Here is a 23,969-nt window from a genome sequence, read left to right on the forward strand (position 1 = left end):
GCCCGTCAGAGCGCCCGCAGGCGAGCCAGGCGGGCGGCCAGTTCCTCCCGGCCCATGCTGTTCAGACGGGCAATATTGGCCCGGGGGATGTTTTCCGGTTCGGGCCAGGCAGCCAGCGCACGCTCCAGCATGTCCTCCCGCAGCAGGTGGATTACCGGCAGCGGCGCGCGGTTGCTGTAATGGCTGGCGGCGTCGGGCGCTTCCCCCGCGAACTGGTAGTCGGGATGGAAACTGGCCAGCTGGATAACCCCTTCCAGGCCAGCGGCCTCCAGCAGCATGTTGGCCTGGTCGAGAAAATCGAGGTAGTCGTCAAAGCGGGACAGGCCGCCGGTATAGGCCAGCAGCGTGGTGGCGATTTCATCTGCGCTACTGCCCTGCAGCAGGTCCAGTTCGCGCAGCAGAGAGGCCCGCATCTGCTGCAGGCCCTGCTCGCTGTCGTCGGCAGTACAGACCGCTATGCGCAAACCGGGCCCCTGTAGCAGGGGCCGGGCGAAAGGGCAGAGGTTGAGGCCGACCACGCAGCTTTCCAGCCAGGCGCGCAGCTGGCGCTCCGCCCGGTCGACGCCGAGGGCCGCCCCGCGGATCCCGGTGCCGCCGGGGCTCAGGGCAGGATCGCCGGCAGCGCCTTCTGCAGCTCGATCTTGGCCCTGGTCGCATCGCCAGTCAGGGCAAAGCCCAGCAGGTCGCCGCCAGTGCTGCGGAATTCGGCGCGGACATTGTTGCCTTCCGCCTCGATCTTCCACTCGCCCGCGGCACCCGCCGCCGGCGGCGCTACCACCACGGGGCAGGCCGGGGTCTTGATCGTCACCGGCATCGGCGGATAGACCACCTCGGTGGGCTCACCCGCCAGGGTCTTGCCCAGCGCCCGCGAAGCTGCCACCAGCGGCGCCACATAGACCAGCACGTGGCCGGCCACTTCGGCGCAATCGCCCAGCGCATAGACGTTGGCAGCGCTGGTTTCCAGCAGGCGGTTGGTGACGATGCCGCGGTTGACCTCGATACCGGCAGCCTTCGCCAGATCGACGCGGGGACGCACACCCACCGCCGAGACCACGATGTCCGCGGCGATGGTATGGCCATTGTTGAGGCTCACGACAACGCCGTCTTCTGCCTTGTTCACCGCCGTCACCAGAGGGCCAAAATGGAACTTTGCGCCCTTCTCTTCCAGCGCTGCCTGCACGGCCTTGCCCGCGGCTTCAGGCAGCAGGGTCGGCAGGCAGTAGCCCAGCGGGTCCACCGCTTCCACCTCGAAGCCGCCGTTGAGCAGGTCGTTGGTGAATTCGCAGCCGATCAGCCCACCGCCGATGATGCAGACCTTGCGGACCTTGTTCTTGGCCATCGCTGTGCGGAAATCGTCGTAGTCCAGCAAGTCGTTGACCGAATACACCAGCTCCAGCGCGTCGCCCGCGATGGGCGGCTGGATGGTCTGGGCACCCAGCGCCAGCACCAGCTTGCCGTAGTGGATCGCGGTTTTCGCGTCTCCCACCCGGATCACCTGCTGCGCGGTGTCAATGTCGCTGACCTGGGTCATGGTCCAGACGCTGGCCTTGAGCTGCTTGGCCATGGAGCCGGCATCCAGCTGGGCCAGGTCATCGGCGCTGGTGTCCTTGGTGTAGCCGGTGGACAGCATGGGCTTGGAGTAGGCGCGACCGTCATCGGAGCTAATCAGGATCAGCGGTGTTTCGCTGTCGTGTTTGCGGAACTCCTTGGCGAGACCGTAGCCCGCGAGACCAGTGCCGATAATCACCACCGGTGGGTGCACCTTGTCCGCTACCGGCTCCTCGTGGTGGGGCGTCTCGTCAACGGGAGCCTCCTCGATCAGCTCGAAATCCTCTTTGCCGACGCCGCAATCCGGACACAGCCAGTCCTCGGGCACATCCTCCCACTTGGTGCCCGGGGCGATGCCATCGTCCGGCCAACCCTCTTTTTCGTCATAGACCAGGCCGCAGACAATGCATTCCCACTTGCTCATAAGGACTCTCGCTCTCTGTCAGTTATGCGGGCAACCCTCCCCTGATAACGCGGACAACCGGGGGTAGTAGCAGCCGAATTTCGAGCGCAACACTATAAGGTTGTATGAAAATTGTGCAAGGGCTTTGCGGTCGGGCAGTCGTTGAACCGATCCCTGGTTCAACTTCGTCCCGGTTTCGGTCACTGCTGCTCCGCCGCCTCGATCTCCCTGGCCCTGCGCTCGGCCTCATCGGCCATGTAGTCACCCATCTGCTGCTCAAATGCCTGCAGCTGCCCGGGGTTGGTCGGCACCCGGGGCGCTCCCTCGCGCACGTGCTGCGCCCCCTGTCCCGCCTGTTCCACAGTACTGCTGCCCCCCAGCTGCTTCTGCACCAGAAGACCAACAATCAGCAGCGCTACCAATACCACAACCAATCTCATCACTGTTCCACCCTGTTGCCACCCCGGAGGCGGGCCGGAGCCAGCGCCGCTCCAAGCTTACCGCAGCCAGGCACCGGGACACCATGCGGGGACCGACCCTGCCGGGGAGCCCCGCCCGTATCCAGCGCAAGCGCGGCCGGGACGCGTCTGCTGCCCTTGCACGCCGGCCACTACTGCCGCATGCTCCCGCCTTTGGATTGCCCGGGGAGACCCGCGACGTGCCCGCCAACCTGACGGCCCACAGCGCCCGCGACCCGCGCTGGCGCCGCGTGCAGCAATTTACCGCCGCGGAATTGCCCGCGGCCTGTCGCCGCTGGCTGCTGGATGACGACTCGCTCACCGCCCGGCTGATCGCGCTCGACGCCGGCCGCTTCAATGTCCTGCGCCTCGACCAGGGCTGGCAGGTTCCCCTGCCCTCCGAGCAGGCGCTGCTGCAGGTGCCGCCCCGCCAGCGCGCGCTGGTTCGCGAAGTATTGCTGCGCCTGGATGAGCGCGCCGTGGTATTTGCCCGCAGTGTGTTTCCCATCAGCAGCCTGGGCGGTGAACTGGCGCACCTGCGCAAACTGCGAAACCGCTCCCTGGGCGCCATCCTGTTCCGCTTTCCGGCCATGCAGCGCAGCCCCTTCGAGCTGGCCCGTCTCGCCGGCGACAGCGCCTACATGGCACCGTGGATACACCAGCAGGACGACGCCTGGGCCCGGCGCTCCTGCTTCGATATCCGCGGCAAGCGCCTGCTGGTCAGTGAGGTATTCCTGCAGGGCTTCAACCCCTGGGATGCTACCCTGCCGGTGCACCGCAGCCGGCGCGGCAAGGTAAGCGCTGCAATCGGTGGCGTAAACCAGTAAGCTTGCAGCTTGTTTCCCCACCGCTACCGATCATGCGTCAAGGCGTCAACATCGTCCCCCTGCTGAAACTTGTTCGCTTCGACAAGCCCATTGGCACCCTGCTGTTGCTGTGGCCGACCCTGTGGGCGCTGTGGATCGCCGCCGACGGACTGCCGGAGCCAAAACTGCTGCTGATCTTCGCCCTGGGAACCTTCCTGATGCGCTCTGCCGGCTGCATCGTCAACGACCTGGCAGACCGGCACTGGGACGGCAGCGTCGAGCGCACCAGCACCAGACCGCTGGTGACGGGTGAAGTCTCCGTCACCCAGGCCCGCATCCTGTTCCTGGTGCTCTGCCTGGCCTCATTCGGTCTGGTGCTGCTGACCAATACCCTGACCATACTGCTGTCCGTGGGCGGTCTGCTGCTGGCTTCCACCTACCCATTCATGAAGCGGTTCACCTACTGGCCCCAGGTGGTATTGGGGGCAGCGTTCTCCTGGGCCATCCCGATGGCCTTTGCCGCCCAGCTGGGCGAGCTGCCCAGTGCCCTGTGGTTGCTGTATATCGCCAATCTGCTGTGGACCATGGTGTTTGACACCCAGTACGCGATGGTGGACCGCGACGATGATCTCAGGGTGGGTATCAAGTCCACCGCCATCCTGTTTGGCGACGCCGACCGTCTGGTGCTGGCGGCACTGCAGCTGCTGTGTCTGCTCGCCCTGCTTCTCGCCGGCCAGCGGTTCGGTCTGGGAGGCATTTATTATCTCAGTCTGGTTGCAGTGGCGCTGCTGTTCGGTTATCACCAGTACCTGATACGCAGCCGGCACCGGGACGCCTGCTTCAAGGCGTTCCGCCACAACAACTGGGTGGGACTGGTCATATTCATGGGTATTGCCCTGCACTACGCAAGCCAAGGTCACTGAACAGGTCATGGCCGCCACCGAAGCAGCGGGCCTGCCCGTCGCCGAATTTATCGATTCCCTCGCCGGCGTCAGTGCCAGCGAATGGGATGCCGTCGCCGCAACCGACTACCCGTTCCTGCGCCATGCCTTTCTGCTCGGCATGGAGGAAACCGCCTGTACGACCGCCGCGACCGGCTGGCAGCCCTGCCACCTGCTGCTGCGCCAGGGCGGGCGGCTGATAGCGCTGCTGCCCCTGTACCTGAAGTCCCACTCCTACGGCGAATACGTTTTCGACTGGTCCTGGGCCGATGCCTGGCAGCGCGCAGGCCTCAGCTATTACCCGAAGCTGGTATCGGCGATTCCCTTCACCCCCGCCACCGGACCCCGCCTGTGCGTGGCCGCCGGGTTCGACAGCGATGCCCTGTGGGACCACGCCCTGGCGGCCATCCGCAGCTTTGCCGACGCCAGGGGCATTTCCTCCTGGCACCTGCTGTTTCCGGAGGAAGACACCTCCGCCCGCCTGCTGGCCGCCGGGCTGCCCCAGCGCATGTCGACCCAGTTCCACTGGCTCAATGAGGGCTATGACAGTTTCGACCAGTTCCTGGGAACCTTTGCCAGTCGCAAGCGCAAGAACCTGCGCCGGGAGCGCGAGCGCGTCGGGGAGCAGGGCCTGCGGCTGCAGCTGCTGCGCGGCGCCGAGATCACCCCGTCACACTGGGAGCAGTTCCACCGCTTCTACCAGCTCACCTATGCCAAGCGCAGCGGCCATGGTGGCTACCTGACGCGCGACTTTTTCCTGCAGACAGCCCCGTCGCTCGGGGACCAGGTGATCATGGTGGTGGCAGCGCACGGCGCCAGGGCGGTGGCCGCCGCCCTCTACTTCCGCTCGGCAACCACGCTGTTCGGGCGCTACTGGGGGTGCATCGAGGAATTCGACTGCCTGCACTTCGAGGCCTGCTATTATCAGGGAATCGAGTACTGCATCCGCGAGGGGCTGCAGCGTTTCGACCCCGGCGCCCAGGGCGAGCACAAGATCCAGCGCGGCTTCCGCCCGGTACACACCTTTTCCAATCACTGGATAGCCGACCCACAGCTGGCGGCGGCGGTTGCCGACTTTACCCGCCGGGAGCGGCCCCACATCGAGGCCTACCGGCAGGATGCCGCCAACCTGCTGCCCTTTCGCCGGGACAGCTGAGTTGCGCCGGCGTCAGGTCATGTCGAAATCGGCAAAGTCCGGGGCGCGCATCTGCCACCAATAATACAGCGTCGACCGGGGCCAGTTGTTGACCACCTTGCCGGCGGCGTTCTTGTACCAGCTGTCGCAGTTGGCCACCCACACCGTTCCCGCCATGTCGCCCTGCAGGCGGTCGTTGTAGGCGCGCATGACCGCGGCATTCACCGCCAGCGACCGCAGATCGTGGGCCAGCAGCTTGTCGATACACGCGGCGATATAGTTCACCTGGCGCTCGACCATGAAGATGATGGAGTTGCTCCCGAGGTTGGTGTTGGGGCCGTAGAGCATGAACAGGTTGGGAAAGCCGGCGACGCAGACACCGCGATAGGCCTCGGCGCCGTCGGCCCAGGCCTGCTTCAGGCTGCGCCCGCCGGCGCCAATGAAATCCACCCCGGACAGCATCGCCGAGGTGTTGAATCCGGTGCCATAGATGATAACGTCGACCGGCCGCGCCACACCGTCTTCCGTGACCACGCCCTGTTCATCAATGGCGGTAATCGGTGAGGTGACCAGATCCACATTAGCACGGGCAAAAGCCTGGTAATAATCGTCGGCAACCAGGATCCGCTTGCAACCCACGGGATAGTCCGGAGTGAGCTTGCGGCGCAATTCCGGATCCTGGATGTGTTCTTCCAGGTGCTCCCGGGCCCATTTTTCCCACAGCGGCCGCAACAAGCGACTGTTGCGCAAAACCGGGTAGAACAGCAGCTCCCCGCGGATGTATACCCCGGCCCGGTGCAGTTTCTGCAGCCAGGGCCAACGCGCGAACCGGCGCTTCTGGGCTTCGGTATAAAAGCTGTCGTTGCGCTTGATCACATAGTTCGCGCTGCGCTGGTACACATGCAGCTGAGCCGCCTGTGCCGCGACGTGGGGAATGAATTGCAGGGCGCTGGCGGCATTGCCAATCACCGCGACCCGCTTGCCGGTGAGGTCGATATCGTGGCGCCAGCGGGCGGAGTGGAAGGATTCGCCGCGAAAGGAACCAGCGCCCGCAAACTCCGGCGTATTGGGGATGTTGAGCTGGCCCAGGCCGCTGATCACCGCCTTGCTGCGCAGCTGTTCACCGGACTCCAGCGTGACTTCCCACTCCCCGGCGCCCTCATCGAAGCGCGCGCAGCGCACGGCGGTCGACAGCCGCAGACGATCGCGCAAACCATACTTGTCCGCGCAGTGCTCGAAATAGGCGCGAATTTCCTCCTGCGCCGAGTACTCGCGGGACCAGTTCGGGTTGGGCTCAAAGGAGAAGCTGTAGAGTACCGAGGGGACATCACAGCAGGCGCCGGGGTAGGTGTTGTCGTGCCAGGTGCCGCCCACGCCGGCGGACTTCTCCAGGATCACAAAATCGTCGATGCCCATAGCGTGCAGGCGGACCCCGGCGCACAGGCCGGACATGCCCGCGCCGATGATGATGACCTGGTGCAGTGTGCCGCCGTTCATGTTGTGTCCCTGTTATCGTTATCGGAGACGCCGCTCAGGCGGTCGGCGCCTTGCGGGTAAACACCGGTTCCCGGGGGCCGGATTCCCGGCGATTGTAGCTGTAGCCGTCGACGCTGAACTGCAGCAGGCTGTCGGCGTCATTGAGCCCGTTTTCGATGATGAAGCGCGCCATCTGGCCCCGGGCCTTCTTCGCGTAGAAGCTGATGACTTTGTACTTGCCGTTCTTCAGGTCCCGGAACTGGGGCGTGATGATATCGGCATCCAGCGCTCCGGGCTGCACCGCCTTGAAGTATTCATTGGAAGCGAGATTCACCAGTACCCGGCTGCCGCTCTTGCCCAGCTCGGCGTTGATGGCCCGGGTGATCTCCCCGCCCCAGAACTGGTACAAGTTGCTACCGCCGCGGTTGGCGAACTTGAGGCCCATTTCCAGGCGGTAGGGCTGCATCAGGTCCAGCGGGCGCAACAGGCCATACAGGCCTGAGAGGATGCGCAGGTGTTTTTGCGCGAAATCCAGCTGTGCCTTGCCCAGGGTATCCGCTTCCAGGCCGGTATAGACGTCACCGCGAAAAGCGAGGATCGCCTGCTTTGCGTTGTCGAGGCTGAAAGGAGTAGTCCAGTTGTGGAACCGGCGATGGTTGAGCTCTGCAATCGCCTCGCTGACGCCCATCAGCTCACGGATGGCCGCCGGGTCCAGTTTGCGGGCGTCTTCCACCAGCGCCGTGGATTGCTCGAGGAAGCGGGGCTGGGTGCTTTTGCGGGTGGCGGGAGGCGTGTCAAAATCCAGCGTCTTCGCCGGCGAAATCAGTGTCAGCATGGAAACGGGTCCGTCAGGGGCTTGATCGGGCTGATGCAGCTTGTGCCCAACTATAACGCCTATGATACCCTGCACCGGTTTGTTCAAAAAGACCAATAACAGATGGCCCTGTTGACACTTGCTGTGCACACCATTGACCGCTTTACCGAGACCTGCGGCAGGTTCCTTGCATGGCTGTTGCTGGCGATGGCCCTGCTCACCGCCGCGGTGGTGCTGCTGCGCTACGGTTTCAATACCGGCTCCATCATGGCCCAGGAGGCAATCACCTACCTGCATGGCTGCGTATTCATGCTGGGCGCCGCCTACACCCTGAAGCACGACGGCCACGTGCGGGTGGACATCTTCTACCGGCGCTTCTCGCCCCGGGGCCAGGCCTGGATCAACGCGATCGGCGGCATCGTGTTCCTGCTGCCCATGTGCGGGTTCATTCTCGTTTCCAGCTGGGACTACGTCGAGGCAAGCTGGATAATCCGCGAAACCTCGGCCGAAGCCGGTGGCATCCCGGCGGTGTTCCTGCTGAAAACCCTGCTGCCGCTGCTCGCCATCAACCTGTTCCTGCAAGCCCTGGCGGAAACCCTGCGCAACGCCTCTGTCCTGGTCGGGGGGCGGGGCTGATGGACGGCTACATAGCGCTCTACATGTTCGCCGCGATCTGCCTGCTGCTGATGCTAGGCTACCCGGTAGCGTTCACCCTGGCGGGCACGGCGCTGGCCTTTGCCGCAGTGGGCGTCATTGCCGGGCATTTCGATCCCGCGTTCCTGGCAGCGCTGCCGGCGCGCATTTTCGGCACCATCAGCAACGACACCCTGATCGCCGTACCGCTGTTCATTTTGATGGGGGTGATCCTGGAGAAGTCCCGGATCGCCGAGCAGCTGCTGGGCACCATGTCCCGGAGCTTTGGCTCGCTGCCCGGGGGCCTGGGTATCGCGGTCATACTGGTGGGGATGCTGTTGGCGGCGAGCACCGGGATCGTCGGCGCCACGGTAGTGACCATGGGCCTGCTGTCCCTGCCGAGCATGCTCAAGGGCGGCTACAGCCCCTCCCTGGCCGCAGGCACCATCTGCGCCACCGGCACCCTGGGCCAGATCATTCCACCCTCCATCGCTCTGGTACTGCTCGGTGACGTGCTCTCCAATGCTTACCAGCAGGCGCAGCTGAGCATGGGTATCTTCAACCCCAAGACAGTGTCGGTCGGCGACCTCTTCGTCGGCGCCCTGATTCCGGGGATCCTGCTGGTAATGCTGTATCTGGCCTACATCATGGCTGTCGCCAGGTTCCGGCCACGGTTGGCGCCCAATGTGGAAACCGAGCCGGTGGCGCTGGCCGAACTGCTGGGCAGCCTGGTGCCGCCACTGGTGCTGATCGCGGTGGTGCTGGGCTCCATTCTGGCGGGCGCCGCCACCCCGACCGAGGCCGCCGGCGTTGGCGCGGTGGGCGCCCTGTTGCTGGCCCTGGCCAAGCGCGAGATGCCCCCGCTGCGGCTGCGCGAGGCAATGATCGACACCATGAAGGTCACCTGCATGGTGTTCATGATCCTGATCGGTGCGGCGGTGTTTTCCCTGGTGTTCCGCGGCTTCGGCGGCGAGGACCTGATCCACCACTGGTTCGGGCAGATGCCCGGCGGCGTGTTCGGCGCCACGCTGGTGGTGATGCTGGTGATCTTCCTGCTCGGTTTCATCCTCGACTTTATCGAGATCACTTTCGTGGTGGTGCCGATCGTGGGACCAGTGCTGCTGATGATGGGACTGGACCCGATCTGGCTGGGCATCATGATCGCCATCAATCTGCAGACCTCTTTCCTCACTCCGCCCTTTGGCTTCGCCCTGTTCTACCTGCGCGGCGTGGCGCCGCCGGAGCTTCGTACCAGCGCTATCTACCGGGGCGTGATTCCCTTTATAATCATTCAATTGCTGGTGCTGGCGGCCCTCTGGGTGTGGCCCGCCCTGGCAACATGGCTGCCCGCCGCCCTGAAACAATAGGGGCCCGGCAACGTTACTCGGACCACACAACCAGGCTTCACATGAACGACATCGACACCACACCCATGCCCCAGGGCGACCTGGCCCTGCAGGTTGTCGCCATGCCGCGGGACACCAACGCCAGCGGTGATATCTTCGGCGGCTGGCTGGTCTCGCAGATGGACATGGCCGGTTCCGTCACCGCCACGGATGTCGCGGGAGGCCGCGTTGCCACCGTAGCCATTGAGGGTATGGCTTTCCTGACCCCGGTGCATGTGGGCGCTGTTGTGGCCTGCTATTGCGACGTACTGGAAGTGGGCCGCAGCTCTGTGCGCATCGTGGTGGAAGTGTGGATCAACTCCAAGCACGACGGCGATCCGATCAAGGTCACCGAGGGGGAGTTCGTATTCGTTGCGATCGACGAGAAGGGCAGGACCCGCGCCATCAGCAACTGATCAGTCCCTGCCCAGTACCTCGTCCCGGGCGTTGATGTAGGCCTGCTCGGAGATGTGGTGATAGTTCCGCACCCCCGCGTAGAACTCAATGAACGAGGCGTAAACCTTCGCCGCCATGGGATCCGCAGCGACCAGATCCCGCATGGCCTGCTCGCCCGCAGTATGAAATGCCTGCATTACATCGTCCGGCAGCTGCCGCAGCTGCACCCCGTGATTCTCCACCAGCTCCCGCAGGGCGGCGTTGTTGCGCGCGGTGAATTCGTCGAGCATGTCCTGGTTGGCGGCGCGGGCGGCGGCGGTGACGATGGCCTGCAGGTCCGGCGGCAGGGCTTCGTAGGAATCCTTGTTGACGATGAACTCGAGCATGGCACCCGGTTCGTGCCAGCCGGGATAGTAGTAGTACTTGGCCACCTCATGCAGGCCCAGCGCCAGGTCGTTGTAGGGCCCAACCCACTCGGCGGCGTCGATCACGCCGGTCTGCAGCGAGGTATACAGCTCGCCGCCTGAAATGCGCACGGACGTGCCACCGGCCGCGCTGAACACCTCGCCGGCCAGCCCGGGAATACGCATCTTCAGGCCCTGCAGGTCGGCAAGGGAGTTGATTTCCTTGCGGAACCAGCCCGCCATCTGCACCCCGGAATTGCCCCCGGCGAAGGGGATTATATTGGAGGGCGCATAGGCCTCCCGCCACAGCTCCAGACCGCCGCCGTAGTGCAGCCAGGCGTTGATTTCCTGGGCGGTCATGCCAAAAGGGATAGCGGTGAAGAACACTGACGACGGCACCTTGCCCTTCCAGTAATAGGCAGCACCGTGGCCCGCATCCGCCACTCCCTGGCGCACCGCATCAAATACCTCGAAGGCGGGAACCATCTCGCCGGCTCCGTAGACCCGGGCCGTAAGGCGGCCGTTGCTCATCTCCCCCACCATGCGGGCAAAGTTTTCCGGCCCTGAACCCAGCCCGGGCAGGTTCTTGGGCCAGGTGGTGACGATCTTCCAGGTAAAGCGGGCCTGGTCGCCACTGCCCGCCTGGACCCCGTCGCGCCCTGCCAGGGCACCGATGCCGCCGCTGCGCTCGCTGGCCCACAGGGCGATGACGACTACCAGCGCGGCCAGCAGGAGCAGGATGATGGCGGGGGTGTAGCGGCGTTCGAACGGGGACAGAGCCATGATTATTCTACTTGCAGGTGAAAATCAGTTTATTGGCGTTGGCAGCAGTCTACCCCGGGGGCCCGGGGTTGACCAGCGACCGACCGCCCCGGGCGTGCTCGGCCCGACGGTGCGCCGCCCGACGGAGCGCCGCCCGACGGAACGCCGTCCAGCTATAACAACTGCAACTTTGCGTACTGCACCACGAGCCACTTGCTGCCCTCGAAATCGAAGTTCACCTCCACCCGGGCGTTGTTGCCGCGGCCTTCGAAATTGAGCACCACCCCTTCGCCGAAAACCTGGTGATACACCCGCTGGCCCAGGGCTATGCCGGTATCCGGTACCGCGGCCTGGGACAGGCTGCTGACCGGACGGCTGATGGCCGTGTGCAGACGTACCTCGCGCAGCAGCTCCGCCGGGATTTCCCGAATAAACCGGCTGGGCGTGTTGTAGCTCTCACTGCCGTGGATGCGGCGGGACTCGGCGTAGGTGATAACCAGCCGCTGCATGGCCCGGGTGATACCGACGTAGGCCAGGCGCCGCTCTTCCTCCAGCCTGCCCGGCTCCTCCAGGGACATGCGGTGGGGAAACAGGTTCTCTTCCATTCCGGCCAGGAAGACCAGCGGGAACTCCAGGCCCTTGGCGGAGTGCAGGGTCATCAGCTGTACGCTGTCCTCAAAGTCGTCCGCCTGGGCGTCGCCCGCGTCCAGGGCGGCATTGTCGAGAAACTGCTGCAGGGGCGACAGCTCTTCGCCCTCGGGGCTGAACTGCTTGGCGGCGCTGACCAGCTCCTCCAGGTTCTCCACCCGGGCCTGACCCTTTTCCCCTTTCTCGTTGCGGTGGAAATCCACCAGCCCGGAGCCCTCGATCACATGCTCCACCAGCTCTTCCAGGGCGAGCTCATCGGTGCCGGAGTCGAGCTCGTTGATCAGCACCTGGAATCCCTCCAGCGCACCCAGGGCGCGGGCCGGCAGCAGCTTCTCCTCGCGGGCGCCGTTGATTGCCTGCCACAGGGGGATGCCCCGTTCCCGGGCCAGCTGGCGCAGCGTCTCGAGGGTCTTGCTGCCAATACCCCGTGGCGGAGTATTGATGACGCGCTCAATAGCTGCGTCGTCTCCCCGGTTAGTAAGTAATCGCATATAGGCCAGGGCATTGCGGATTTCCAGGCGCTCATAGAAACGCTGGCCACCGTAAATTCGGTAGGGAATAGCGCTGCGGATCAACGCCTCTTCCAGCACCCGGGACTGGGCATTGGAGCGATACAGAATGGCTATGGAAGCGCGCTCGTTGCCGTCATTGATCCAGGCCTCCGCCTGTTCGACGATAAAGCGGGCCTCGTCCTGCTCGTTGAAACCGGCATAGAGAGAAATGGGCTCACCGGACTCCCCCTCGGTCCAAAGCTCCTTGCCGAGGCGGCCAAAATTGTGGGCGATGACGCCGTTGGCGGCCTGCAGGATGGTCTGGGTGGAGCGGTAGTTCTGCTCCAGACGCACGGTGCGGGTTCCGCTGAAGTCCTCGCCGAAACGCTGGATGTTCTCGATTTTGGCCCCGCGCCAGCCGTAGATGGACTGGTCATCATCGCCCACCGCCACCACCGGGATACGATCCCCCGCCAGCACGCGCAGCCAGGCATACTGGATGGTGTTGGTGTCCTGGAACTCGTCCACCAGGATCTGGCGGAAGCGATCGCGGTAGTGCTGCAGCACCGCCGGGCTGTGCAGCCACAGTTCGTGGGCGCGCAACAGCAGCTCGGCAAAGTCCACCATCCCGCCGCGCTCGCAGGCCGCTTCATAGGCGCGGTAGACCTGCAGCATGGTCTGGGCGAACAGGTCCCCCTGGGGCGGGTTGATGTGGGCCGCGCGCAGGCCCTCATCCTTCTGCGCATTGATATACCACTGGGCCTGCCGCGGCGGCCAGCGGGACTCATCCAGCTCCAGCTCCCGACACACCCGCTTGACCAGCCGCAGCTGGTCGTCGCTGTCCAGGATCTGGAAATTCTGCGGCAGCTTTGCCTCCTTCCAGTGCGCCTTCAACAAGCGGTGAGCCAGGCCGTGGAAAGTCCCGACCCACATGCCGTGGGCGGGAATATGCAGCATCTCCTCGATGCGCGAGCGCATTTCCCTCGCCGCCTTGTTGGTAAAGGTCACGGCGAGTATTGCCCAGGGCGACACGTCCTGGGCGCGGACAAGCCAGGCGATACGATGCACCAGAACCCGGGTCTTGCCGCTGCCGGCGCCTGCCAGCACCAGCAGGTTCGGGCTGTCGTCGGCGACGGCCTCGCGCTGGGCATCGTTGAGGGGGGAGAGAATATCGGAAACATCCATTGCCGCATTCTACCCAAATTGTGGCGCTGGCGAACGAGCAATTCCGCTCTCCTGTTGTCCAATTGGCGTCCCCGCAGAGCATTGGCCGCGGCCCTCTGTTAAGATTCGCGATGGCCACAGGGGCGGACCGGAGTGACAGGATGAGCAACGACAGGCGCGATGATCGGGACCAGGACAACTCCGCGGAGGACTGGAACCCCTGGCAGGACGAGGATTCCAGCGAAGATGACCTGCCCAGCTTCAGTCACGACAGTGACGAGGAAGAAGCCGATTTCCGCCGCTACGACGAGACCAGCGTGCGCGACCCGCTGGACGAGGATGAGGGCGGGGACGGGGACGGGGACGAGGATGACGAGAGCGGCAGTTCCCAACTGGACAGCGAGCCACCGGCGCTCGCAATGCCCCCCGTAAGCCCGGTCAGGGCTGCCCCGCCCGCCTACAAACCGCAGGAAGAGGCGTTTTCCTCCGAGGACGAAGCGGATGATTACGATGATGTCGATTCCTGGGATGAAGAGGAGCCGCAGGACGACGAGTACCGGCCGACAGAGGCTTCCCGCTTTACCGATACCTGGCCAGTCGGGCTGATCGCCGTTGCCGCCTTGGCGCTGGTGCTGCTCGCAGCCGGTGGCTATGGCGTCATGAAACAGCGCGCGGCCATGGAGCAGGAGATCCGCGACCTGCAGGCACTGCTGGCGGTAGCCGCGAAGCCCGAAGAAATCAGCAGCACTCGCGCCAGCCTCGGCACCCTGGAAGAAGACAACCGCGAGCTGCGCACAACCCTCGCCGCGCTGCGGGATGAGAACCGCCAGCTCAGCGACACCCTGGCGGGGCTGGAACAACAGCTCGTTGCCCAACGCGACGCCACCGCCCGCGCAGCGCCGGCGCCCGCCAAACCACAACAAGCCGTGGCACAGGCGACTCCCGCCCCGGACCCGGCTGCGACCGCTGGCGGCGACTGGTTCGTCAATTTCAGCAGTTATAGCGAACGCAGCGTGGCCGAGCAGTGGGCCGCGCGCCTGCAGCCGGCCTCCGGCCAGGTAACCGTCACCGCAACCCAACGCGACGGTACAACTCTGTACCGCGTGCGCGTTATCGGCCTGGCCTCGGACAGCCAGGCGCAAACCGTGGCCCGGAAACTGGAGCAGGATTACGGACTGTCCAAACTCTGGGTGGGTCGCGAATAGACGAGCCTCGCACCAGCTTGGCAGCGCCCGCCGGTGCTGCTAAGGTTCACCCAAACTCACTGAGGAGCACCACCATGAAAGTTGTAAATTCCCTGCTGGCAGTACTGGCCCTGGGCAGTTCCATGGCAATGGCGGAATGTGTCCAGCCTGAGGCCCCCGACCTGCCCGATGGCGCCTCTGCCACCATGGACGAAATGATAGCCGGCCAGCAGGCCGTGAAGACCTTCCAGGCCGCAAACCTGGAGTACATGAGTTGCCTGGAGGGCGAGTTCACCGCGGCAAAGACGGCAATCGAAGGCGGCAAGGCAGAAGATCCGAAGGCGCTGCAAGCGGTCTATGAGAAATCCATTGATGCCTACAACTCAGCAGTCTCCACCGAGGAAGCGGTTGCCGGCCAGTTCAATACGGAAATCCGCGAATACCGCGCCGCCAACCCGGGCTGAGGCGCCGCTGGTCGGGATGGCCGATGACCCCTGCGCCCTCCCGACCCCCCCTTCTGACTACCGCGGCGCAGCAGCGGCGTGGACGGCCAGCTCCCTTTTGAACAGCTGCTTCAGCACCTCGATATTCGCCAGGCCGCCGAAATTCGGCCGCACGATAAAGGCGATGGTCCGATGCGGGCCGGGCTCATCGAGGTGCAGGGCATTGAGCTCGGAGCTGCCTGAGAGCAACTGATCAAGCGCCATCTCCGGCACCAGGGTGGAACCCATGTGCCCGGCCACCATCTGGATCAGGGTATAGAGGCTGGCGCCCTCCAGGGTTTCATCGAGACTGGATGACTGCAGGTGGCACACCGCCAGGGCGTGATCCTTGAGACAGTGCCCATCCTTGAGCAGCATCAGGCTCAGCTCGCGCAGATCCCCCGCCTTGACCCGCGTCCGCTTGCCCAGCGGGCTGTCCCGATGGGTCACCAGGAACAGGTCTTCCTCCCAGAACGGAAATGCCAGCAGACCCTCGTGGCTGTAGGGCAGCGCCAGTACCGCGGTGTCCAGCTCCCCCCTGCGCACCTTCTCCACCAGTACATGGGATTGTTCTTCCATGATGCTCAGGCGGAAATCGGGGTAGTCGCGCCGGACGGTGGGCAGCACCTTGGGCAACAGGTACGGACCGATCGTGGGAATGACCCCCATGCTCAGGGGATAGCTCAGGGGATCCTTGCTGTTCTGGGCGAGGCGATAGATATCTTCCAGCTCGACCTGGATGGCCGCAGCCCGCGCCAGGATCTGCTCACCCACCGGCGTTACCAGCACTTTCTTGTTGTCGCGCTCAAACAACTGAGTGCCCAGCTGGGACTCCAGCTCGGAGATCGCCGTACTCAGAGCCGACTGGGAAATGGAGCACTGCTCAGCCGCCTTCTTGAAATGGCGGGTATCGGCAACCGCAAGGGCATAGGTGAGTTGTTTGAGGGAAATCATTGGCGTTCAGCTGTCCTCAAGCACGTGCCCGCCTGAACAATAGCGGGCAAGGTCAATTCATACCGCGAATCACCAGAACGGCTAGAACCACTCCGCCGGCATTTTCAAGGGCTCATCATACCCCTGCAGCAGTATCTGCGCCTCATGCTGGTATTTCGGCAGCTCCCAGCGGGCGAAGAATCTGGCGGCTTGCAATTTTCCCTGGTAAAAGTCGGCTTCTGCTGGTGCGATGCTGGCCGTACGCAAGCACTCCGCAGCAGCCAGCGCCTGTTTCAACCACATCCAGGCGGCAAAAACCCGCCCGAACAGATCCAGATACACCGCGGCGTTCGCAAGCGCAGCCGTTCGATCACGGCGAATCTCGGGCAGCAGGGTTTCTGTGACGCGGGACAAGGCGGTGACGCCGTGCCGCAGCTCTGCGGTAACTTCAGCAACCGTGGCATGCTCATCCTGCGCACCCAGCTCCAGGTTGGCCTCGATAACCACGATCAAGCGCCTGAACACCGCACCATCGTCACTGCCTACCTTGCGCCCCAGGAGATCGATAGCCTGAATACCTTCCGTGCCCTCGTGTATCGGATTCAGACGATTGTCCCGATAATACTGCTCGACGAGGTGGTCCCGCGTATAACCCGCTCCGCCAAGCACCTGGATCGCGAGGTCATTCGCCGCCAGGCAGTATTTGGACGGCCACGACTTGATAACCGGGGTAACCAGGTCGAGCAGTGCACCTGCCGTTTCACGATCCGTCACCGAGTTGGCAGAGCGACTGTCTTCAAACAGCACGCTGGCATAAAACGTCATGGCCAATGAAGCTTCTGCATAGGCCTTCTGGGTCAACAACATCCGGCGTACATCCGCATGCTCGATGATCTCAACCTGGGCACCCCTGTCCTGCTGTTTGACCGGGCGCACTGTTCTGCCCTGTTTGCGTTGCCTGGCGTAAAGCAGAGAATAATTGTAGCCCTGATAGCCCAACGCGGTGGCGAAAAGGCCCACCGCGATGCGCGCATCGTTCATCATCTGGAACATGTGCACCAGGCCCTTGTTCAGGTCGCCCAGCAAGTAGCCGACCGCGCCGTCCTTTTCACCGAAATTGAGCACCGTCGAGGTGGCATTGCGAAAGCCCATCTTGTGCAGCAGCCCGGCGAGCGCGACATCATTGCGCGCTCCCAGCGTACCGTCTGCGTTCACCTGCACCTTGGGACAAATAAACAGCGAGATGCCTTCCTTGCCGGTTGCCGGGCACACCGTCTTGGCCAGGACCATGTGAATGATGTTTTCGGTCAGGTCGTGATCGCCGCCTGATATATACATTTTCTGACCAAACAGCCGGTATGTGCCGTCAGCGGACGGCTTGGCCCTGGTTGCAATATCCTGCAGCGATGATCCCTGCGCAGGCTCGGTTAAGGCCATGGTTCCGGTGAAACGCCCCGAACGCATGTGCGCGAGGTAAGTATTTTTTTGTTCGGCAGTGCCAAAGGTTTCAAGCAAGTCGGCCGCCGCAATGCACAAAAGGCAGTAACCTGCTGTTCCCGGGTTGGCCGCATAGAAGTAGGCGTTGGCCGCCCGCATGACGATATACGGCAGCTGCATGCCCCCGTCGGCGAAATCACACGTGGCAGCGAAGAAGCCGGCATCTGCAAAAGCCGACCATGCCAGCTTGGTCTCCGCCACCGTGGTAACCGTTTCGCCATCGAATACCGGTTCCTGCGCGTCCCCTTTGGCATAGTGATTGAGAAAGTATTTTTCCGCGACGCTCCTGGCGGTCTGCAGCGTCATGCTGATGGTTTCCTGCGTGTGCTCGCTGTACCGTTCACGGCTTAGCACATCGACGGTATCGAATACCCTGAACAGCAGGAACTCAATGTCGCGGTCATTCAGTAAGGGGACTTGCATCGTTGATCCTTAACAATGAAACAAGAGGCCGCAAACCTGCAGCCAGTGCTAGCCGCGAAGTTCCCGCCGCAGGATCTTGCCCGTGGGCGTCATCGGCAAGCTGTCAGCGTACTCGATAATGTGCGGCACTTCGTGCTTCGCCAGTTTCTTCCGCACCAGATCCTGCAGTGACGCCGTCAGTTCCGGCGAGGGATCCACGCCTGCAGCGAGCACCACCACGGCCTTGATGAGTTCGGTTCTGCGCTCGTCCGGCACGCCCACCACAGCGACAATTTTTACTGCCGCTGAAGAGAGCAGTGTATCCTCGATTTCAGTGGGTCCAATCCGGTAACCCGAGCTGGTAATTACGTCATCCGAGCGACCGTGAAACCAGAAGTAGCCGTCCGCATCGCGGCTGCCAATATCACCGGTGACCATCCAGGCCCCGCGGAACTTGGCCGCGGTTGCCTCCGGGTCATCCAGGTAATGGAGAAACATGGCCGGATGAGGCCGCTGAATCGCAATCTCGCCGCGCTCCCCATCGGGCAGCTCATTGCCCCGCTCATCGACAATGGCACATACCGCGCCCGGCGTTGGCTTGCCCAATGATCCATGGCGCACCTGCATGAGTTTGGCATTACTGCCAATCATGCCGTTGCACTCCGACTGACCAAAGCCTTCATTGATGGTCAGGTTGAAGTGCTCATCCGCCCAACTGGCCAGCTCGGCACCCACGGCTTCTCCACCCGATAGCACCACGCGCAACTGCACTCTGTCTGTCTTGACGCGCGCGCTGGCTTCGCGCATCAGCTTGAGCATGGTGGGTGTGAGCAATTACACGGTGACCTTGTGGTCCGACAGAATGCGAAACGCCTCTACCGGGTCAAACCCCTTCATGCTGGTGGAGACGATCCTGCAACCGTGAAAGCTGCCAACCAGGAAAATATCGGCAAACCCGGCAACCCAGGCCCAGTCTGCCTGGGACCACAGCACATCCCCCGGTTGCGGGAAGTAGTCGAACAAATACTCGAAGATGGACACATTCCCGAGTACCGCACGGTGCGGCATCACCACACCCTTGGGCAGGCCGGTGGTGCCCGAGGTGTAATTGATCCACGCCGGCTCCTCTGCCCGCGTTTGCACGTTCACCCACTGATCGGACAGCTTGCACGTGGCCGGGTAAAAGCCCAGCGGCAACTCGTCATCCACCTCGCCGACCACGATGATGTGTTCCAGGGATGGACAGTCGTCGAAAATACTCTCGATCTTCGAATAATTATCCGCATCCACAATGCACAGCCGCGAGCGGCTGCCGATGATGCGGTGTTTCAGGGCCTCCTCGCCAAACAGCACAGAGGCCAGGCAGGACACAATACCGGACTTGAAGCAGGCTATATGCGAAATCGCACATTCGGGGCTCTGCGGCAAACAAACCGTAACCTTGTCACCGCGTGCAATCCCCAGTGACGCAAACAGGTTTGCCAGGCGGTTGGCATCCCGCTGCAGACTGCGATAGGTAACCTGCCGGACCTGTTTGTGAGAATCTTCAAACGTAATGGCAACACGTTGTTCGTCAGATGCCCAGCGGTCGCAAATCGCATCCGCGATGTTGAACATTTCCGGTATCGACCAGGAAAACCGGTCGCACAATGCTTCGTAACTGCTGCATATCGGCAGGCTGCCATTCATTGCGGCGCTCATGTCGGTCCTCCTCAGCTGTAAAGGCGCGCACGTTTTGCAAACGCTTCCCGCACGCCTTCTTCTTCCAGCGTCTTGAAGAAATCCGTATAGCTGCGGTTCTGGTGGTAGATTGCGTCAATATCGGCACCGGTGCGAATGGATTGCTGCATGCCCATATTCTCGAACAAGGTGTTGGAGATGCTTTTCAGCAGAATGGAGTTGTCGGAGGGTGCCTTGGCGATCTTCGCCGCAACCGCTTGCACGCGCTCTTCCAGCTCATCGTGGGGTACCACCTCGTTGATCAGGCCGATACTCAGAGCTTCCTGTGCGTCAATCAGCTTTGACGTCAGTAACAGCTCCTTGGTTTTGCGCAGGCCAATGAGTATGGGCCAGAACATGATGGAAGGCGGAATGCCGAGGTCACACGCCGCCGGGTGGCCGAAACGTGCCCGTTCACTGACGATGGCAAGGTCGCAGACGGCGAGCAGCTCCCCCGCGCCCGACAGACAATCACCCTGAACCTGGGCGACGATGGGCTTGGGGTAACGCCATATCCGCATCCAGTAGTCGACGAGGGCGTGGATATCACGGCGGTCTGCCTGCAGATCAATAGTGTCGGTGTGTCCCGGATACTGCGATGTCACCCAGTGCTCACTGCCAAGTTCGTAGCCTGAGGAAAAGGCCCTGCCCTTCGACTTGATCACAATAACCGACACGGCAGGGTCTGCTCGCACCGAGTTGAGCGCGTATTCCAGCTCATCCAGCACCAGCGAAGACAGGGCGTTCAGGTTCTTTTCACGGTTGAGCGTGATAGTGAATATCTTGTCCGCTGTCTCGGTCAGCAGGGTTTCCAACGTTTTCACTACACAGCTCCCCTTCAGGCTAATTAAAAGTTGTTAGTAGGCTTGGTACATTACCTGTGCACCGGAAGGAAGGCCAGCTGTTCGGACACTCAGCCGAGCGCGCGAGGAAGCGTTTGAGAAAGAATTTTTCAATCAGGGAAACATGATGCTGCTGCCGGAATAGCTCCACCCTGGAGATGACGGCAAAACCGTTGGCCGGGCGTTTTTCCCGTAGCGGCCCTACTCCACCGTGACCGACTTCGCCAGATTCCGCGGCTTGTCGACATCCGTTCCCTTCTGCACCGCAACGTGGTAGGCCAGTAGCTGCAGGGCGACAGTGTAGACGATGGGCTTGAGCAGTTCCGGGCAGCTGGGCAGTGCCAGCACGTGGACCCTGGGCTCGTCGGCGAAGTGGGCCTCGCTGTCGGCGAACACATACAGTTCGGCGCCGCGTGAACGCACCTCCTCCAGGTTCGACTTGAGTTTTTCCAGCAGCTCGTCCCCCGGCGCCACTGCCACCACCGGCATATCCGCATCCACCAGGGCCAGAGGCCCGTGTTTCAGCTCGCCCGCGGGGTAGGCTTCGGCGTGGATATAGGAGATCTCCTTGAGCTTGAGTGCGCCCTCCAGGGCAATCGGGTAGTGAATGCCACGGCCCAGGAACAGGGCGTGCTGGCGTTGAATGAAGGCACCGGCCATGCGCTTGATGGCCGGGTCCAGGCGCAGCGTCCGCTCGACATAGCGCGGCAGGCTGTGCAGCACCGACACCATCTCCGCAGCCTGAGTCGGTGCCAGCGCATGCCGGCGGCCAAGTGCGAGGGTCAGCATCAGGAATGCCGCCAGCTGGGTGGTGAATGCCTTGGTGGAAGCCACGCCGATTTCGGTGCCGGCCCGGGTCAGGAACACCAGGTCGGACTCCCGCACCAGGGAGCTGTGGTCCACGTTGGCAATCACCATCCTGGCGACGAAGGCTTCCTCGGTGGCGTTGCGCAGAGCGGCCAGGGTATCGGCGGTTTCGCCGGACTGGGACACAGTAACCAGCAGGGTACCGGGAAGCGGCACGCGCTTGCGGTAGCGGAACTCGGAGGCCACTTCCACTGCGCAGGGAATGCCCGCCAGCTCCTCCAGCCAGTAACGGGCGACCATGCCCGCATGGTAGCTGGTGCCACAGGCGACGATCTGTACAGCTTTTACCTGGTCAAAAATTGCGCCGGCATCAGCGCCAAAAACACTGTCGTCGATCTCGCGAGTGCCGGCGACGGGAATGGTGGCGGCCAGCGCCCTGGGTTGTTCGTAGATTTCCTTGAGCATGTAGTGCTCGTAGTCACCCAGCCCGGTGCTCTCTTCCAGCGCGGAGATGGTCGACATCTTGCGCTGTACCGGTTCCCCGGCGAGGGTGGTGATTTCCACGGAGGTTGCCGTGATCCGGACCACGTCGCCCTCTTCCAGGTAGATGAAGCGGTCCGTCACTTGCCGCAAGGCCAGCTGGTCGGAGGCGAGAAAGTTCTCCCCGATACCCACGCCTACTACCAGCGGGCTGCCCTCACGGGTGCCCACCACCTCGTCGGGGTGCTCCATGTCGATGGCAGCCAGGGCGTAGGCGCCCTGAAGTCTCGGCACCACGGCCAGCATCGCCTGGTGCAGGCTGCGGCCCGACTCCAGCTCCCGGTGCAGCAGATGCACAATCACTTCCGTGTCGGTAGCCGACTGGAATTCATAGCCCGCCGCCTGCAGTTCGCTGCGCAATCCGGCGTGGTTTTCGATGATACCGTTGTGCACCACCGCCACCCGCTGACCCGAAATATGCGGGTGGGCGTTGACCGCCGAGGGTACCCCGTGGGTTGCCCAGCGGGTGTGTGCGATACCCACACAGCCAAACTTGGGATCCATGGCCTGGGCCTGTTCCAGCTCCGCGACCTTGCCCTGCCGCTTGTGCAGCAGCAGGTTGTGATCGCTGTCGATAAGCGCCATCCCGGCGGAATCATAACCCCGGTACTCCAGGCGCCGCAGACCCTCGAGCAGTATTTCGGACACCTCGCGACGGGCCGCCGCGGCAACAATTCCACACATGAGTCAGTCCTTGTCTGTTTTTCCCGGACGGTTCCAGCCCTTGATATTGCGCTGTTTACCGCGGCCAACCGCCAGCTCCCCGGTGGGGACAGGACGGGTTATCGTGGAGCCCGCCGCGACGAAACCATCGGCGCCGATCTCCACCGGAGCCACCAGTGTCGCGTTGGAGCCCACGAATGCGCCATCACCGATACGGGTAATATGCTTGTTGACTCCATCATAGTTACAGGTAATCGTGCCGGCACCGATATTCACCCCCGCGCCCATTTCACAGTCGCCGACGTAGGAGAGGTGATTGACCTTGCTGCCGGCACCAATGCTGGCTTTTTTGGTCTCGACGAAGTTGCCGACCCTGGCCTCGTCACCGAGACTGGTGCCGGGCCGCAGACGGGCATAGGGCCCCACATTGCAGCCGCTGCCCACGCTGGCCGACTGCAGGTGACTCATGGCACAGACTTCGCTGCCGGCACCAACGGTGGTATCACCGAGCACGCAGTTGGGACCGATGCTCACCCCATCCCCCAACACCACAGTGCCGGTAAAGACACAGTTCACATCGATAAACACGTCCCGGCCGCACTGCAGACTGCCGCGGATATCGATCCGGGCAGGGTCCGCCAGCCTGACGCCCGCCTGGAGCAGTGCGGCGGCGCGCTGGCGCTGCAGTTCACGTTCCAGCACACTGAGCTGCAACTGGTCATTAACACCCATGACCGCGAGCGGGTTGGCGGCCGGGGCAGTCTGCACTGCAACGCCGTCGGCCAGTGCCAGCGAAAGAACCTCTGGAAGATAGTATTCCCGCTGCTGATTGCTGTTACCCACGCGCGGCAGATGGCGCCGCAGCAGGCTGGCCGGCGCCGCCAGAATACCGGTATTCACTTCCCGCACCGCGCGCTCGAAGTCGGTGGCGTCCTTGTGTTCCACCACTGCCCTGAACTCACCCTCGGCGTCGCGCAGGATGCGGCCGTAGCCAGAAGGTTCCTCAAGGATGGCTGTCAGCAGGGCCGGCGCGTTCGCGGCGGCTGCCACCAGCGCCTCAAGCGTCGCCACGGGTACCAGGGGAACGTCTCCGTAGAGTACGAGTACCGCGCTGTTCTCGCCAACGGCGGGCAGTGCCTGCAGGACAGCGTGCCCGGTACCGAGCTGTTGCCGCTGCTCGACCCAGGACAATGCCTGGCCCTCGAAGGCGGCGCGTACCTGGTCGGCGCCGTGACCGACGACCACGTGAATCGCCGTCGGAGAGAGCTGCCGGGCGCTGTCAATGACATGCTGCAGCAGGGGCTTCCCAGCCAGCAGATGCAGGACCTTGGGCAGGCTTGAACGCATGCGAGAGCCCTGGCCGGCGGCCAGGATAACGACTTCTAGAGACATTGCAGTATCCCGTTCTCAGGGTAGCCGGCAGTGCAGGACCGCCG

At 63.2% G+C, this 23,969-nt stretch carries 21 protein-coding genes and 1 pseudogene; 8 read left to right on the forward strand and 14 right to left on the reverse strand.

Annotation, left to right across the window (positions count from 1 at the left end):
* Positions 1-5 precede the first annotated feature (5 nt).
* The 3 genes from RJQ10_RS11340 to RJQ10_RS11350 form a co-directional block, all read right to left on the reverse strand.
* Positions 6-605, reverse strand: a complete 600-nt coding sequence (locus tag RJQ10_RS11340) for a DUF1415 domain-containing protein (protein WP_350146700.1) — start codon at positions 603-605, stop codon at positions 6-8.
* Positions 602-1,972 (reverse strand): FAD-dependent oxidoreductase, encoded by a 1,371-nt coding sequence (locus tag RJQ10_RS11345; protein WP_350146634.1) that lies wholly within the window; start codon positions 1,970-1,972, stop codon positions 602-604. Before RJQ10_RS11345 ends, RJQ10_RS11340 begins: the two co-directional genes overlap by 4 nt.
* Positions 1,973-2,151: 179 nt before the next feature.
* Positions 2,152-2,394, reverse strand: a complete 243-nt coding sequence (locus RJQ10_RS11350) for a hypothetical protein (RefSeq protein ID WP_350146636.1) — start codon at positions 2,392-2,394, stop codon at positions 2,152-2,154.
* Positions 2,395-2,474: 80 nt separating this feature from the next.
* Between RJQ10_RS11350 and RJQ10_RS11355 the strand changes: the two genes are divergently transcribed.
* From RJQ10_RS11355 to RJQ10_RS11365, 3 genes are read left to right on the forward strand one after another with little or no spacing between them, the layout of a single operon-like run.
* Entirely contained in the window at positions 2,475-3,236 is a 762-nt protein-coding gene (locus RJQ10_RS11355; protein WP_350146638.1) for a chorismate--pyruvate lyase family protein, read from the forward strand.
* A 32-nt stretch (positions 3,237-3,268) separates the two neighbouring features.
* Positions 3,269-4,138, forward strand: coding sequence for a 4-hydroxybenzoate octaprenyltransferase (ubiA, locus tag RJQ10_RS11360; protein ID WP_350146640.1), 870 nt, complete (start codon positions 3,269-3,271; stop codon positions 4,136-4,138).
* 7 nt (positions 4,139-4,145) lie between these two features.
* Positions 4,146-5,312 (forward strand): GNAT family N-acetyltransferase, encoded by a 1,167-nt coding sequence (locus tag RJQ10_RS11365; protein ID WP_350146642.1) that lies wholly within the window; start codon positions 4,146-4,148, stop codon positions 5,310-5,312.
* Between the two features lie 12 nt (positions 5,313-5,324).
* Here RJQ10_RS11365 and RJQ10_RS11370 read toward each other — a convergent pair whose 3' ends face one another.
* Positions 5,325-6,788, reverse strand: coding sequence for a flavin-containing monooxygenase (locus RJQ10_RS11370; RefSeq protein WP_350146644.1), 1,464 nt, complete (start codon positions 6,786-6,788; stop codon positions 5,325-5,327).
* A gap of 34 nt (positions 6,789-6,822) precedes the next feature.
* Complete coding sequence (gene yaaA / locus RJQ10_RS11375; protein WP_350146647.1) at positions 6,823-7,602, reverse strand: peroxide stress protein YaaA; 780 nt, start codon at positions 7,600-7,602, stop codon at positions 6,823-6,825.
* A gap of 102 nt (positions 7,603-7,704) precedes the next feature.
* Between yaaA and RJQ10_RS11380 the strand changes: the two genes are divergently transcribed.
* Genes RJQ10_RS11380 through RJQ10_RS11390 form a run of 3 tightly spaced genes read left to right on the forward strand, consistent with a single transcriptional unit; the run spans position 7,705 to position 10,015 of the window.
* Positions 7,705-8,217 carry a TRAP transporter small permease subunit gene (locus RJQ10_RS11380; protein ID WP_350146649.1) on the forward strand — a complete coding sequence of 171 codons (513 nt, stop codon included), beginning with the start codon at positions 7,705-7,707 and terminating at the stop codon, positions 8,215-8,217.
* The gene (locus RJQ10_RS11385) at positions 8,217-9,581 is read left to right on the forward strand and encodes a TRAP transporter large permease (protein WP_350146651.1); all 1,365 of its coding nucleotides are present in this window, start codon (positions 8,217-8,219) and stop codon (positions 9,579-9,581) included. Before RJQ10_RS11380 ends, RJQ10_RS11385 begins: the two co-directional genes overlap by 1 nt.
* A 41-nt stretch (positions 9,582-9,622) precedes the next feature.
* Positions 9,623-10,015: an acyl-CoA thioesterase gene (locus RJQ10_RS11390; RefSeq protein ID WP_350146653.1), complete on the forward strand. Its 393-nt coding sequence runs from the start codon at positions 9,623-9,625 to the stop codon at positions 10,013-10,015.
* Here the strand turns inward: RJQ10_RS11390 and RJQ10_RS11395 are convergent, their stop codons facing one another.
* Complete coding sequence (locus RJQ10_RS11395) at positions 10,016-11,182, reverse strand: TRAP transporter substrate-binding protein (protein ID WP_350146655.1); 1,167 nt, start codon at positions 11,180-11,182, stop codon at positions 10,016-10,018.
* A gap of 152 nt (positions 11,183-11,334) precedes the next feature.
* Positions 11,335-13,485 (reverse strand): DNA helicase II, encoded by a 2,151-nt coding sequence (uvrD, locus tag RJQ10_RS11400; protein ID WP_350146657.1) that lies wholly within the window; start codon positions 13,483-13,485, stop codon positions 11,335-11,337.
* A 140-nt stretch (positions 13,486-13,625) separates the two neighbouring features.
* On the opposite strand from uvrD, the gene RJQ10_RS11405 reads away from it, so the two are divergent.
* Positions 13,626-14,669, forward strand: coding sequence for an SPOR domain-containing protein (locus RJQ10_RS11405; RefSeq protein WP_350146659.1), 1,044 nt, complete (start codon positions 13,626-13,628; stop codon positions 14,667-14,669).
* Positions 14,670-14,743: 74 nt separating this feature from the next.
* Entirely contained in the window at positions 14,744-15,112 is a 369-nt protein-coding gene (locus RJQ10_RS11410) for a hypothetical protein (RefSeq protein ID WP_350146660.1), read from the forward strand.
* 57 nt (positions 15,113-15,169) lie between these two features.
* On the opposite strand, the gene RJQ10_RS11415 is transcribed toward RJQ10_RS11410, so the two are convergent.
* From RJQ10_RS11415 to glmU, 7 genes and pseudogenes are all read right to left on the reverse strand, one after another.
* Positions 15,170-16,084 carry a hydrogen peroxide-inducible genes activator gene (locus RJQ10_RS11415; RefSeq protein WP_350146662.1) on the reverse strand — a complete coding sequence of 305 codons (915 nt, stop codon included), beginning with the start codon at positions 16,082-16,084 and terminating at the stop codon, positions 15,170-15,172.
* An 81-nt stretch (positions 16,085-16,165) separates the two neighbouring features.
* Complete coding sequence (locus RJQ10_RS11420) at positions 16,166-17,866, reverse strand: acyl-CoA dehydrogenase family protein (protein ID WP_350146664.1); 1,701 nt, start codon at positions 17,864-17,866, stop codon at positions 16,166-16,168.
* A gap of 165 nt (positions 17,867-18,031) precedes the next feature.
* Complete coding sequence (locus tag RJQ10_RS11425; RefSeq protein ID WP_350146702.1) at positions 18,032-18,460, reverse strand: AMP-binding enzyme; 429 nt, start codon at positions 18,458-18,460, stop codon at positions 18,032-18,034.
* 6 nt (positions 18,461-18,466) lie between these two features.
* Positions 18,467-19,663 (reverse strand): annotated as a pseudogene (locus RJQ10_RS11430) (acetate--CoA ligase); the annotation flags it as partial.
* A gap of 11 nt (positions 19,664-19,674) precedes the next feature.
* Positions 19,675-20,505: an enoyl-CoA hydratase/isomerase family protein gene (locus tag RJQ10_RS11435; RefSeq protein WP_350146666.1), complete on the reverse strand. Its 831-nt coding sequence runs from the start codon at positions 20,503-20,505 to the stop codon at positions 19,675-19,677.
* 219 nt (positions 20,506-20,724) lie between these two features.
* On the reverse strand, positions 20,725-22,554 hold the full coding sequence (gene glmS, locus RJQ10_RS11440) for a glutamine--fructose-6-phosphate transaminase (isomerizing) (RefSeq protein ID WP_350146668.1): 1,830 nt from the start codon (positions 22,552-22,554) through the stop codon (positions 20,725-20,727).
* A gap of 3 nt (positions 22,555-22,557) precedes the next feature.
* The gene (gene glmU / locus RJQ10_RS11445) at positions 22,558-23,925 is read right to left on the reverse strand and encodes a bifunctional UDP-N-acetylglucosamine diphosphorylase/glucosamine-1-phosphate N-acetyltransferase GlmU (RefSeq protein WP_350146670.1); all 1,368 of its coding nucleotides are present in this window, start codon (positions 23,923-23,925) and stop codon (positions 22,558-22,560) included.
* Positions 23,926-23,969 lie beyond the last annotated feature (44 nt).

The organism is Haliea sp. (genome assembly GCF_040222615.1).
GTDB lineage: Bacteria > Pseudomonadota > Gammaproteobacteria > Pseudomonadales > Halieaceae > Haliea.

Excerpts from the sequence above, each read along its gene's own strand:
- RJQ10_RS11345 (WP_350146634.1), bottom strand. The coding sequence starts at position 1,972 with ATGAGCAAGTGGGAATGCATTGTCTGCGGCCTGGTCTATGACGAAAAA.
- RJQ10_RS11355 (WP_350146638.1), top strand. The coding sequence starts at position 2,475 with ATGCGGGGACCGACCCTGCCGGGGAGCCCCGCCCGTATCCAGCGCAAG.
- ubiA (WP_350146640.1), top strand. The coding sequence starts at position 3,269 with ATGCGTCAAGGCGTCAACATCGTCCCCCTGCTGAAACTTGTTCGCTTC.
- RJQ10_RS11365 (WP_350146642.1), top strand. The coding sequence starts at position 4,146 with ATGGCCGCCACCGAAGCAGCGGGCCTGCCCGTCGCCGAATTTATCGAT.
- RJQ10_RS11370 (WP_350146644.1), bottom strand. The coding sequence starts at position 6,788 with ATGAACGGCGGCACACTGCACCAGGTCATCATCATCGGCGCGGGCATG.
- yaaA (WP_350146647.1), bottom strand. The coding sequence starts at position 7,602 with ATGCTGACACTGATTTCGCCGGCGAAGACGCTGGATTTTGACACGCCT.
- RJQ10_RS11380 (WP_350146649.1), top strand. The coding sequence starts at position 7,705 with ATGGCCCTGTTGACACTTGCTGTGCACACCATTGACCGCTTTACCGAG.
- RJQ10_RS11385 (WP_350146651.1), top strand. The coding sequence starts at position 8,217 with ATGGACGGCTACATAGCGCTCTACATGTTCGCCGCGATCTGCCTGCTG.
- RJQ10_RS11390 (WP_350146653.1), top strand. The coding sequence starts at position 9,623 with ATGAACGACATCGACACCACACCCATGCCCCAGGGCGACCTGGCCCTG.
- RJQ10_RS11395 (WP_350146655.1), bottom strand. The coding sequence starts at position 11,182 with ATGGCTCTGTCCCCGTTCGAACGCCGCTACACCCCCGCCATCATCCTG.
- uvrD (WP_350146657.1), bottom strand. The coding sequence starts at position 13,485 with ATGGATGTTTCCGATATTCTCTCCCCCCTCAACGATGCCCAGCGCGAG.
- RJQ10_RS11405 (WP_350146659.1), top strand. The coding sequence starts at position 13,626 with ATGAGCAACGACAGGCGCGATGATCGGGACCAGGACAACTCCGCGGAG.
- RJQ10_RS11410 (WP_350146660.1), top strand. The coding sequence starts at position 14,744 with ATGAAAGTTGTAAATTCCCTGCTGGCAGTACTGGCCCTGGGCAGTTCC.
- RJQ10_RS11415 (WP_350146662.1), bottom strand. The coding sequence starts at position 16,084 with ATGATTTCCCTCAAACAACTCACCTATGCCCTTGCGGTTGCCGATACC.
- RJQ10_RS11420 (WP_350146664.1), bottom strand. The coding sequence starts at position 17,866 with ATGACGCTGCAGACCGCCAGGAGCGTCGCGGAAAAATACTTTCTCAAT.
- RJQ10_RS11425 (WP_350146702.1), bottom strand. The coding sequence starts at position 18,460 with ATGTTTCTCCATTACCTGGATGACCCGGAGGCAACCGCGGCCAAGTTC.
- glmS (WP_350146668.1), bottom strand. The coding sequence starts at position 22,554 with ATGTGTGGAATTGTTGCCGCGGCGGCCCGTCGCGAGGTGTCCGAAATA.
- glmU (WP_350146670.1), bottom strand. The coding sequence starts at position 23,925 with ATGTCTCTAGAAGTCGTTATCCTGGCCGCCGGCCAGGGCTCTCGCATG.